The sequence below is a fragment of the Cyanobium sp. ULC065 genome (assembly GCF_977927515.1).
The window spans coordinates 1,639,251-1,652,008 of sequence record NZ_OZ376393.1; the positions used below are offsets into that span (position 1 = coordinate 1,639,251).

Genomic DNA, 12,758 nt, shown 5'->3' on the forward strand with positions numbered 1-12,758 from the left:
TTAACGATGTTGCAAAGTTTTAGATAGTTGCTTAATCAACGTCCCTGATGGTGGCGCCTTGCTTGATCAGATGCAGCTGTTAATGCGTAACGTTTTGCCCACGACACAGAAGTTTAGAAGTGATCCATCAGCATCAAGAATAGGTCGCCTACGTTTGGCTTGTCTCTAGTCAGGTCAATACTATTCCCAAGCTGTAACATGATGCTGAAAACTTGTGATGTTAAATTATGCTATATCGTGTCGGGATCTCGAGGAAAGCCTCTTTAGTCCTTTGTACACTCAAAATCATATCATGCAGTGATTGTCGTCGTACAGATGCATCGGAAACTCCGGTGTGTGCATATGTGCCTTGCATTTGGATTGGCTAGATTCTATGGCCAAGGCTCTATCGCAGGTGGATGAATATGGCATTACGTTCGCAACAATGCACGCGATTCGTCAGCCTATGCATGCACATCGTTGCTGCTAACCATTTGAGCCAGGTGTATGGAACTGCGAATCACGTCACTGCTGTAGCCTGATAGGTGAGGGCGCGCTCATGTGCAGTTGACCTCAGCATGAAAATCATGCTACTGTGCAATTGCTCATGGTTCTTATTATGGCTCTTGTGCTTCCCGGTCACTTGAAGTCCACCTTCAAGCAAGTTCGCACTTTGATCCTCAAAGAAAAGAACTTCCCTGAAGCCAGGCGAATCCTGGCCGGCGTACCTGATGGTGAGCTCTATTCGCCTTACCACGTTGCCATGGCCGCAATTGCACGGTCAGAAAGTGATACAGCCGTAGCAATGGCTCACCTTGAGAAGGCTCTTTCACTTGCACCTGATGATATTCGGTTGATTTCTCGTATTGGCAAGCTTAGACTTCAAGAAGGCAATACAACTCTTGCTCAAGATTATGCGAACAGAGCTCTTCAGCAGAAGTCTTCCAAAAAGTCGGACGTGACTGCATTAGCATCTTTTCTCCAGCAGCTTGGCGATTACACTAATGCTGCCAGTATCTTGCGTCATGCAGTTCTTGAGAATCCAAACGATACCAAGCTTCGTAGAATGCTTGCCTTGGCTCAGCTCCAACTAGGACAACTCGATGACTGTGAGCGTAATCTTAACAACTGCTTGAGGCTTGATCCAAAGAACCATTACTCACAGATTTTGTTGGGAGAAATCCTCATTGCTCAAGGCAATAAAGTACGTGGTCTCGCGGTTCTTCGTACGGCAGATAATGATGAATGCCCATCGAAGCTGAAGGAGCGCCTCTCTATTGATGCGGCAGAATGCTACATTGATCTTGCCGAGTATAGTGCGGCTAAGGATGAGCTTACAAGGGTACAGAATAGCAACAGTCCCCGATTCAATTACTGTTGGGGCAAGGTTCAGTACCAAGAGGGAGATTATGAATTCGCCCTTACTAGTTTGATGGCAGCATCAAAGTCAGTTGCTCATGAGGATGCTCCTTCAGTACCGCCTATTGATCCATCAGGTCTGACAGTAGAAGATCAGAAGACTCGTTGTCAGCAACTGATTCAAGATCTGTCAACTAAGCTTGAAAAACTTAGGGTTTCAGGTATCCAAGCAGATGATAACAGCTTTAATCAAGCTACTGCACTCGATTCAATCGATGAGGACTTCTAGATCCTCCATTCATACCTCCCGCTCTTCCCACTCCTATGATCGTTGTTGATAATAACTGTTATCGTGTTAATCCCTCGATACGAACTTCTCCATTGGTTGAGGGACAGTATCGCTTGTATTTCGGGGACCGAACAACTTCGCTAAAGTTATCTGCCTCTGAGTGGGAAGCTATTTCTGATCTTAATTCAAGAGATGGTTTGTTTGATGATCTATTCAAAATATGTTCAGAGTTCTTTGGATCAAGTCGTGCTGGAATTAGTAGAAATGACTATCTCAACTGGTTGTGCACACACGGAATTTTGCTTTCCGTTGAGTCTCCAACCACTTCAGCTCAAGTCCCTACGAGTGTTCTGCAGTCCAACGACCTTAACGGCCATTCCAATCAGCTAAATGGGTCAGCTAATGATGTCCATCATAAAGCATCCCAAATCGAGGATCGAAAGATCTTGCTCTTTAGCTTTGGCTGGATTACGTCTCGTGGGCTGTTAAGGCCTCCGCGGGTTTTGATCCGGCTTCAAGCATGGATCTTTCCCTTAGTGGCTCTTCTCTTTATAGGAACAATCCATAGTTTTTATTTTGGGGTCAAGCCTTTGGGGGTATTGATCGCAGAGAAATCAGATCCCTTGACGGGGCTATCACGTCTGTTTATCATGTTAGTTGTGATTAACATGATAAGTGTTATGGCGTCGATTCTTTCGACATATTCAATGAATATTGATGATCAAAAGTTGTATCTCAGGCTTAAGTGGGGATTCTTGCCCAGGCTCGCCAAGGAGCAAAGCACTAAAGCTATCAAGCAGAAAGCAACAAAGCTTGAAGAACTCATTTTATTAGCCCTACCACTTCTAGTTAGGTCATATCTTGTTATTCTTTCTATCCTTTTTCTGTATGTCTATACGCCAATACCTGACTCCTCGCCTTTTTCTCGTCTAAATATTCTCGTTGCAATCATTCAAGGTTCGCTTGCTAGCATGATAATCTTATTGATTCCAGTACGTAATACTCCTGGTAGAAGACTCTTGGAATTCTTTGGACTCATGCCAAAGAATTACCTGAAGATCTCAGTGAAACGATCGATAACGATACTTGCTCATCTTGTACACGGACGATTTAAGAGTATTTCCATCAGTCGTTCAGACTTGAAGAGTATTCTTTTTCTTTTTACGCTTTTATTGGCTTTCGTGCTGAAGCTTTGCATCCTATACTTTATTTTAATTCCAAACATCGCTGCCGAAATCCCATCTTTTGCAGGCCACTGGACATCCCTGATCGTTAGGGTTGCTCTAACAATTCTTCTAATTCGCTTTCTTTATCTTACAGTTATTACCAAGTTAATCAACAAGAGGGTGGAGGTAAGGCCGGAGAGATCCACTAGTCGTGCAGACAATGCTCCAGCATTGCTGCCAAGTTCCAGTGGGCACAAAGCTACAGAATCTATTGTTGTTTCCAGTTCAACTCTTTCTTCCGTTTCAGTTCACAATAGAATTACCAATACTTTTAAAAGTAGGTATTTCCTTCCGTTCATTTTGGTTGTTATATTCCTGTTCCCATTCAGTGCATCAGTTACCGGATCTGCTAACGTAACTGAAGGTGAAGCTCTTGATATTCGTGCAACTGAGGCAGCGACAGTCAGGTCTATCTTCCAAGTTGGCCCATCTTCTGCCATTTTGGACAAGGGATCTAAGATTCTAGAACTCTTTTCTCCAACCCTCAGCACACAGCGCAGCCAACAGCTTCAGCTTATCTCAAAGCTTGAATCCGATATACGTACTAAGAAATCTCTTATACGCTCCATTAAAACAGGAAGTATCAAGCTTGAAGGTGATAATCGTAACGAAGAGCTCTTAAGTGCAAGAGCTATGGTCCAAAAGTCCCAATCTAGGATTCGTGCTCTTGAGAATCAGTTCAGAATCCAGGATGATCAAATAGGAAAGCTTCGATCATTGACGAAGTCTGGTGCGATAAGTGAGTTTCAGCTTCAAAACCTTCTATCTACCCAAGCCGCTTTAACAGGGGAACTTGAGGGTGCAAGGAGTGAGCTAAAGTCAGCGAATGCAGATGTTATCGTTGCTCGACGCAAGCAGAAGATTGATCAAGACATAAATTCTGAGGAACAGCTCTCGAAGGCAATGGACGAATTGAGTGCTGCCGAGAGTAGCCTGAAAGTCGGTAAAATTGCCTTGGAAGCTATTGACACCCGATTGGCAAAGCTAGTGGTCACAATGCCGTTTGATGGCGTAATTAGTTCTAACACCAGGGCACTACTTGGTAGAACTGTAACTACTGGTGAAACGATCGTGACAGTAAAGGCCCAGCCATTGACTCAGACTATAGTATTGATTCCTGAGTATGACCGTGCACGAGTACGAACTAAACTTCCATGCATACTAAGATTATATTCCGTGTCCAATGAAGAGTTCAAGGGGAGTGTGTCATCGATCAGTCCTACTACAGTTGAAATTGATGGTCTTCAATATGTCGAACTTCAAATTCAGCTTGAGGAAAGCCTACCTACCAACTTCATTGGTTCAAAAGGGTATGCCAAGATTGACGTAGGCTTTACTTGCATTCTTTTTAACATCTTGGCCCCAGTAACCCGATTTGTCAATGTAGACCTTTGGTCCCTTCTTCCTTAGAGTCAATGTCACCCATCGTCAACGTGGTGAAAGATGCATCTCATTCCATTGCTGCATCCTCGGACTATCAGCGATTAACTTTTGTAATCAGTGCCCCTAGAGGTGGTGCTCTAACCTTCTGCAGGAACACTGAAAGACTGGGGCACATTGGTCTTCCTCATACGCATCTTCCACTAAGGGGAAAGCCTCAACTGTTAAAGTCCCTTCAGTCTCCACTTGATCTTTATAGTATTGATGATGGTCTACTTCGGGCCCTGTCATGTGTTGTATATGGTGGGTTGGAACCTTATCAGCTTGAAGCGGCGTACCACGACATTGGTACTATGTATGCTAGGGAAACATTCTCCGACACCTACGGACGTTTTCTTGCTAAGACCACAAGTCGCATTTTCGATCCTTCATTCAGTTTGTCTTTGTACCCTGATGAAGTGTTAAAGCTTCAGGATAGTTTCCCGAGTTCACAGTTTATCTATATCTTCAGGGATCCATTCTTCTATGCTTCTTCCATCCTGAGTACTATTCATGGTTTAGACTCACTTCTAGTTTGGTGGTCAATCGCTAGACAGTCAGATCCTGACATTGCTATGGATCCACTTGTGATGTGGTGTTGCATCAATGAGAAGCTACTCGAATGCAAGGCTCAACTTAGCAAGGAAACCATTGTCAGTGTCCTGAATCACCCTGAATCCGTTGGTCGTTATTCTTTCGAGCGTTTGTTGCATTTCATGCGATCTGACTACTCATCGCTTGTGCCCACACTTGCAGGACCATCATCTTCTAGGTTCTATAAAGATCATGCTAAATGGAGGTTGTCAATGAGTCGAACTCTTTCGAGCCTGCTTCCAGTTAGTTCTCTTGACTATAGTTCGCCAATTCGGGGAAGGTCGTCGTGGTGGTTGGATATCACCTTGGGGGGCGATCCTTCTGCTAGTATCTCACACTGTTCTAACCCAGGTAGCCTTGTTCCAGAGTATTGGGAGCAACTAGTGGAGAATAGTGAGCTCATAGATCGTTGTGATCACTTGTGTCATGCTTTATCTTTTGCTCCTATCTCCTCCCGGTTAGCTACACACTGATACACGTAACTACTGGCTGCCTCTTTCCTGTTGCCAGCGTCCATGCCACGCCTGCACTGCTTCCATTCAAACGGCCATCGTAAAGGTACCTGGTTTGGTGTGTATGTCCTACGGCAGCGCGCGATCCACACCACTCCCGATAGCAAGGAAGCAACCCGTTGAGTGTGACCACTGGCGTGGAACACTGTAGTTCGCCAGCAACGAGACTGAATTGGCTGTCGCTCTTCTTCGAGGAAGCGATGGGTCAGATGGCGTTAGCGCCCTCTTCGGTGATCAAGATCATCACAAGTCCTGATTCTTGAGTGAGGTGCTGAGCAGCGCTGCCCCTTCAGCCAATGCCTTCTGCTTCCACCTGAGATCCTGCTACGCCCTGTCTTGAGCCGCTGGATTTCCTACTGGTTCCTAGGCGCGGAGCCCAGTGGAGTACGTTTACCCACAAGCTTTGCGGGTGCACCCCAGCGGTTTCCAGCACCACCTTGAGCTTGTCAGTGCTTGCGCAGCCTTCAAGCACCTATTTGGATGCCATGGCCACCTCTCCTTGCAGGTGTCAGGCCTTCCTCCGCTTTGACGAAGCTGCCCACGTGAATGCCCAGTTCTCCGTTGATCTTGGCCACGTACTGGAGATGTGCTAGCTCATCAGCCTCCTCACCGAAGCCTGTTGCTACGCACAAGCCTGCTGCGAGACGTCCTCGCTGTAGCGACTGAAGCTCTGCTCCATCAAGCCCCTGGTGGACAAAGTGGTCGGGATGGAGCGGCGTGAAAGTCCCTGGACGTTAGCCCATCACCACCCCCAGGAATTTTGAGATGTGTTGTTGCTGCAACTCTTCTAGAGGGAATACCTAACGTAGCTCATGCGTGAAGAGAGGTGGAATCCTTCCCATCACAATGACACATTGTCAGTGAACCTCATCAATCGCTGATGCTGCATCAGCATCAAGTGCTTTGCTCAATAGAATGGTGAGATCTCTCCCAATCCGGCTCTTGGGATCTGCAATTTCACGTGATATATCTGTGTGTCCAAATGGGTATGACTTTACCGTAGCTTCCATCTTCAGCCTTTGCCTAATAAGGGAGGCCAGAATCAGTGAACTCTCACGGCTAAAACGCTTCATCGTCGTGGCCAAATACGCCCATCCACCATTGATTCTTGTCAAGTCAACCGGCACACTCGCTATGTTATCCACGGGTGAATAGGTTCTGATCAGATTGTCAAGGTCATTTCTGTCGTTCGTTCGATAGCCAACCAAGCGTTCAATCTCCTGCTTTACATTTGGCCTCGCAGCACTATAGCGCTTTGACAAGTCATAAGCTGCTGAGTCTATAAGGATAAAGGATGAGTGTTGATTGAGAAAAAGCCCCTTGGATAGGCCTAGTGCAATCAAATAGGAGCCAGCTGAATGCCCAAAGTAGATAATAGGCGCATTCTCATTGACCGGACATAGGAGCTGTAGCTCAGTCTTCACCCATTGGTCCAACGATTTCAGAGCAAGCAACTGCTCATCAATGACAGAGTCCGTACATTGTGCAACTAAGGGGTAGTTACAGGAAAGGAAGTTAAAACCCAAGCTATTGAAGAATAGATCCTTTCCCCCAATATGACGCTTCGATCCTTTTCTAAGGCCTCCCCCATGCAGAAAGATAACAGTGCCCTTGGCAGGGCTTGATACAAGTTGATACGCATCAAGCGTTACCCTTGCATCATGAACTGTGCTTAGCATCGGAGCATAGCATATGTCGCTATGTGACCGAACTGACACGTCAGAAAGGCGTTTTATATCTGAACTCGAACTAGGGCTAGCCAAGAGTAGTTCTTTAATGCGGACCAAGCATTTCCAAGGTCTTAATCTCATGCAGTTACTTCGCCTGTAGGGATGTCATTTGGGCCAGATCAAGTCACAGATGATAACCAAGCTACCCTACCCCTGCCTAGGCGGCTTCATGGGCAGAATCCAAGGTGTCTACGTGATCATTCCGATGGCTGAACTGGGCTGCGCCCGAATCGTGATCCTAGCTTCAATCCGTCTCAGTCTACACACATCCGAGTACTATGACGGCCGATGCGTCGATGCCAATGAATGCTCAAGAAGCGCTCACTCTGCTATCGCTCAAGTCCAGTTCAGACCTCAGACTTCCGAAGTGCGGAGGTGGAGGTGCCACGCAGACTCTCACCGGTCATGCTGCTAAGCCCAACTAAAAGGTTGGCGTTACTGCCAATCTTCAAATCATACTACAAGTAGTTGCATATTCTTCTGAACCCGAGCACGTACATTGCCAGTTATCTGACCGCATGAACCACCTTGTGGGGGGGGGGGGCATCTATTGGTAGTCTCCAACTCAGACCTTCCCAATGAACCATGCAACTAGCTCCCTCTGCACAGTAACCCCATTTCTATTCGGCTGAATTGTCAAACTAAGCCTCACTGTCTGATTGCCTCGAGTGAATGCAGCCACTTGTTGCAGTGCATTCGGTCAGTTTGCCGTGTGAGCTGAAAAGTGCAGTAGGATCACAGTTGAAGTTTGACTACTCTGCATGGAGACGCACGAAGGGGCTGAGGACCAATCATTCCATATTGAAATGGTTCGGCAACTCAACCTTTTGCCCAATAAGTTCCATCAGATATCTGATGAAGATATTGACCATCTAAATGAAATCTCCATTAAAGAAGCGGAGAGGCAGTTGTCTCTTACGTCGGCGGCCATGAAGCTGTTTTCAAATTTTGAGAAGCTGCTTCCAAATGGACCTATTGCAGCGAAGAAACTCGGCGGTTTTGCTAGCACACCGAATGCTCAGTCGAAGTAGCTTTTGGCGTCATTCATTCCAGGCGACTACGTCTTCTTCTGCTTCAGTATTGTAGGCCACTTGCTGATTGACGTGACTCTACATGACCAATGACTCTTTCCCAGATATTCAGCTCATTTCTAGTAACTCTACACGCCTATAGTGCAATGATCTGACAGCCACCCTTTGGATTATGCTCGTATTGACCTGGATCTGTATCTGATGTTCTTGTTAGAACCTTCGGGCCAAAAGGATTTGCGGTGCATACATATGTTTGTCCATTCCATTTTACTATGTTCCTGATTCCAAAATTGTACACATTGTTGAATCCATTGTGAGTTATGCAGTTCCAGTCCACTCCATCTTCAGAAGACCAGAGCTCTGCCCCTCCGTATGAAGAAAGAAACACCTGCATAGATTCCCAATCAAGAAGTCTACCAAATCTTGTCTTGCGTTCTTCCCTTATTGCCCATAAGCCAAATACCGACCAATCCATGGTACCCAGCAGTAGTCGACCATCTATGCTCACGATCTTCCAGATGTAGGCGTTAAAATAGTTGCCGAAGCCTGGCCCTCTTCCACTGAGTGGCAACAAGCCATCACGTGGGTTGGCACAAACTAGTTCTAGCTCATCGTTGGGAGCAAGTCGCAATACTTCTGCTGCAGCTGGCCCGACATTGTTGGTTCGATCATGCCCACCATTTTGAATTCCTGTTCCAATGTATAAGTAGTCGCGATGACTGCATAATGAGATTATCCCCTGATTCAACGCTCCTCTTCCACCACCATCCTTAACCACTAACTCCCAAACGAATTCATATTTACCTGAACGCTTGCCCCTCCATAGTTGAAACCCATTGATTCCTCCTGTTCCAGCGTAGAGTAATCCCTGATGGATGCAGAGTTCGTATACCACGACAACTTCTGGAAAGGTACCTAGACCCTTGCCGTTGATTGAATGCCATTGTCCACAAGTTGGATCATCTGTAGCGAAGATCGTAGTGATCCCAGCCCCGTTCACATTACCGTTGGATGCCCCTGTAATGGTTGTGACCAAGAGCTCTTCATACTGAAGCAGTGACCTAATCGATGTGAGCGTGATCTCGTTTGAAGAAAACTCTGATATGATGCTAGGTTTTGGCAGTCTTGAAAAGCTCTCTCCGTCATAGCTCACCATGAGATCAGGACCATCCCCTCTCGACCGGGATGTGGATGCGACATACAGAGCTATATCTCTAGATCCATCTCTATAGGTGCACATACTACGATACCCGTAGTGGCGTCTGAATGCGATTCCATTTTCAAGTTGATACCAATCAGCTTGATGGACACGTTTCGGGGTCGATGAATTCGGGCTAAAGCGCCAAATCTCTGCTGCAGAAACATCGTCTTCAAATGCCTGCTCGTAATTCTTGTATTCAATTGGAACCGGCCACATATCTATGTGGACATTTGGCATCCCAAAACGAAGAAAGACAAGATTGGCACGTCCTGTGCCAATATACATTGAACCCTTGAAGACCGCCGCCGAATACGCATAGGCATTGTATTGATCCCCAAAGCCATTGGCGCATACAGGAACTGGATTGATTCGAGTGTGTAAGGCTACTGTCACTGTTGCACCTCATAGCCTGGGATATTACGCATGAGACCTACACTAATCTCTGACAATGAATGTAGAGCTGGAAACGACTTCCAGATATCCGCACGATTATCTACGATTCTGTTTTCCAGGAAAAACTTGAGGTCACCAGCGAATTCATTCGTTTCAATCTGCATACTCTGTTCTGCGCTATAGGGATTAGCACAGCTGGCGTAGAATGGTAGGTCTAAAAATGAGAGTAATGCATCCATAGACTTATCAGGACTCGTGACAAGGTCTTCATAGTTGAGGTAATGAATGCGACTATTGTCAATGTCCTTCAAGATTGATTGAATATTTTCATGACACAAAGCCCAAATCATCTCTGGAATCGCTGATGTATCGCCGGTGTAGCGGCGTGCAAATGGAATGATTTCCTGGAGCTGTGAGTCAACAAGTGACTTTACCACTGCTGATGGGTGGCGAACAAGATAGATGAACTTCGCATCTGGAAACTGTGCTGTAATACGCTCTAAGGTATGTCTGCTGTATGCATAAGAAGGGGTCTTGTCTACAAGGTACTCTTTTGAAAAACTGTCTTCTATTTCCTTGAAGAAGCTGATAACAGGCGTTTCACTCTCTACTAGTTCGCCTTCAAGACGAGCTGAACCTTCCAAGCTGATTCCATTGACCTTTGCACGAAGACGGACAGTTCCACCCAGCAAATGCTTAGTCTCTGCATGGCTTAGGGCTGCCTGGCGCTGTGCGTATGTATCATAATGGAGCAGATGTAATTCTTCTGGAGATTCGATTTCTGGATGCTGATCTAGCATCCTTTGCAGCAGAGTCGACCCTGATCGTGGAGAAGATAGAATAAACACAAGTTTATAGCTCGTGTCGATGGTATTGTCCGTTGAAAATGTTGGCGTCTGTATCAAGGACTTGAACTCGTCAAATTGTATGGAGCTGAATGGGGAGCGTTTGTATTTGCTGTCTTCAACATCCTTCGGTTGCTGACCCTGACTACTAGCGGAGCCTGTGGTACTTTTTGGGCCAATCGAAGCAGACTGCTTGATTATATACTCGCTAAGTTCCCCGATGCTCAAGTCTGAAACATATTGCCCTTCGACGGGCATGACTAATTCAATGAATGATAGCCTGTCCTGACTAAGTGACTGACACTTCTGAAAGATCGATACAAAGTCGACTGAAGTTAGCCCAAGATCGGCTATAAGCTGGGTATCTGCAGAGAGAGGATCATCATAGAAGATGTCGTTGTTCTCTGAATAATCGCCAATGACCTTTATAACTTCTTGTAGCATTGTCGGGAAAACTCTGCTTGAGCTTAACATGGAATCCACGGAACGCGCCACAGGCTTTCTGTCCAGGCGGTTCATCTGCTCCAGGCAATCTACTGCCAGTCTACCCATTGGGAGAATGATGGCTGAACACAAGCCTTCAGTCAAACCCAATACAATCTTCCACGCCAAGCGTGCCAGTATTCAAGAATTGAACAGAGGATGATTGACGGTTTGCTCATAGAGCACGCTTTTCCTATTAACTCACAACCACTTCAACACTGATCCGACTCTTTGAATTGTCAGTTTTCACGTTAACCCTCTTTCCCAACGATCGCCATACTGACCTTACTCAATGTTGATTCTCCTGCTTCATTCTACTCTTACTCCTGTATGGGACCTCCTGTCCATTAGGCAGCCAGCGATGTTTTACATCCGCCAGACAAGGTGTCCTGCTAGTGGGCTGAGCATGGGCGTGCTGTCTAACAATCTCCGTTCAATCCTGGGTCTTGTTGGCTCTTCAACGCTTGTAGCACTTCTCGTTGATGGAACTGAGCAATTTCCACCCCTCAGCTTCGATTTCAGGGTCTTTGCTGAAGGTCCACCCTTCTTGTAGAGGGGTTCTATGATTCTGACGTTAGCGATAGGTAGACTTCAGGCTATTGAGCTGAGCGCTGACGTGCCCTTCTGTATATCCCATCCATATGAGTTAGTGGAACAAACAGCTGTTCGTGGGCGACAGTGATCTGTGCTTGGGGCCGAAACAGAGAGAGCCCAAGGATGGCACTCCCTACTTTGCAATCAATTTTACGACCATCACTGCTTCTCCTCTGCCCGACGGCTACGGCCAGGTCCAGACTGAGTTCGAACGCTCACAGAAATGACCAAAGTCGCCGTGAAGACAACGAACTTCGGAAGTCAGAATTCACGAAGATACGCGACTCAGCGTCACCCACCAGAGTGAGACGCCATTCAAGAGTTGATCCACGAGTTGATCTCGCCGACACCTGGTTGCAACGCAACGCTGCGGTTCCATAGCCAATAGCGTTACTAATGAGCTAGAGCATGTCTACAGTTGTAATTTCCGGATGATGGACTATCTGGCCAACGCCGCCTTGCCAAGTAGGTGCGATCCGGTGAGTTTCAGACGCGTCTCATGTTTTGACGCGTAAGTCACCGGACACGCGCAATTAGTAGCCTTTGCCATCCACCTTAGGGTACTCTTCACCTTGTCGCCATACACGCAGGCGCTACAGGCCACCACTATCAGGATGCTTATCAGAGGCTCTGATGTGGAGTTCTCTCTGGATGTGCGGATGATCGATCTGTAAGATATAGGCATTGCTTCGATCATCGCCTCCGATGGTTTCCCTTTATTCCATACAATAGAGATCACTGCCAGCAGTCTGAATTACCCAGCATAAGCCGGTCAGGCATACTTGTTTGCTATGACAACATCTGTCTAGATCACATTGGCGAGAGCTTATCCGCGATCTGTTGGTGTGTCCGCGAGGACAAGCAACGGTTCTTCTGCAGTTTGACACTGTTGGTTGAATTGAAGCGACTATTCAGCCTCGCCATGTCTAGAGTGAGCTCCAAGCAATGTCTATCCCCCCGCCCTACGATTCAAAAGTCTCTATCCCGTCCCTAGGGAAACTGAATCCAGCTCAACTCATATTCAAAATGGTTGACAGAGTACAGCATGTATCATACACCATTACATCCTTTTAGTGGCCTTACTTCTGTGGGCTGAGAGAATT

6 protein-coding genes are annotated in these 12,758 nt (G+C 46.5%); 3 read left to right on the forward strand and 3 right to left on the reverse strand.

Annotation, left to right across the window (positions count from 1 at the left end; all coding sequences use genetic code 11):
- The first annotated feature begins 622 nt into the window (after nucleotides 1–622).
- Complete coding sequence (locus tag ACXMDP_RS08040; protein ID WP_259729535.1) at nucleotides 623–1,627, forward strand: tetratricopeptide repeat protein; 1,005 nt, start codon at nucleotides 623–625, stop codon at nucleotides 1,625–1,627.
- A 92-nt stretch (nucleotides 1,628–1,719) separates the two neighbouring features.
- Entirely contained in the window at nucleotides 1,720–4,263 is a 2,544-nt protein-coding gene (locus ACXMDP_RS08045) for an HlyD family secretion protein (protein WP_457766707.1), read from the forward strand.
- 1,972 nt (nucleotides 4,264–6,235) lie between these two features.
- Here the strand turns inward: ACXMDP_RS08045 and ACXMDP_RS08050 are convergent.
- Nucleotides 6,236–7,057, reverse strand: a complete 822-nt coding sequence (locus ACXMDP_RS08050; protein WP_259729533.1) for a hypothetical protein — start codon at nucleotides 7,055–7,057, stop codon at nucleotides 6,236–6,238.
- An 812-nt stretch (nucleotides 7,058–7,869) separates the two neighbouring features.
- Here ACXMDP_RS08050 and ACXMDP_RS08055 point away from each other — a divergent pair.
- Nucleotides 7,870–8,139 carry a hypothetical protein gene (locus ACXMDP_RS08055; RefSeq protein WP_259729532.1) on the forward strand — a complete coding sequence of 90 codons (270 nt, stop codon included), beginning with the start codon at nucleotides 7,870–7,872 and terminating at the stop codon, nucleotides 8,137–8,139.
- A 136-nt stretch (nucleotides 8,140–8,275) separates the two neighbouring features.
- On the opposite strand, the gene ACXMDP_RS08060 is transcribed toward ACXMDP_RS08055, so the two are convergent.
- Both ACXMDP_RS08060 and ACXMDP_RS08065 read right to left on the reverse strand, forming a co-directional pair.
- Nucleotides 8,276–9,577, reverse strand: coding sequence for a hypothetical protein (locus tag ACXMDP_RS08060; protein WP_259729531.1), 1,302 nt, complete (start codon nucleotides 9,575–9,577; stop codon nucleotides 8,276–8,278).
- 152 nt (nucleotides 9,578–9,729) lie between these two features.
- Nucleotides 9,730–11,097: a sulfotransferase family protein gene (locus ACXMDP_RS08065; protein WP_259729530.1), complete on the reverse strand. Its 1,368-nt coding sequence runs from the start codon at nucleotides 11,095–11,097 to the stop codon at nucleotides 9,730–9,732.
- Nucleotides 11,098–12,758 lie beyond the last annotated feature (1,661 nt).

Coding starts and splice junctions, on each gene's coding strand:
- ACXMDP_RS08050 (WP_259729533.1), bottom strand. CDS start 7,057: ATGCTAAGCACAGTTCATGATGCAAGGGTAACGCTTGATGCGTATCAA.
- ACXMDP_RS08065 (WP_259729530.1), bottom strand. CDS start 11,097: ATGAACCGCCTGGACAGAAAGCCTGTGGCGCGTTCCGTGGATTCCATG.
- ACXMDP_RS08060 (WP_259729531.1), bottom strand. CDS start 9,577: ATGCCAAATGTCCACATAGATATGTGGCCGGTTCCAATTGAATACAAG.
- ACXMDP_RS08055 (WP_259729532.1), top strand. CDS start 7,870: ATGGAGACGCACGAAGGGGCTGAGGACCAATCATTCCATATTGAAATG.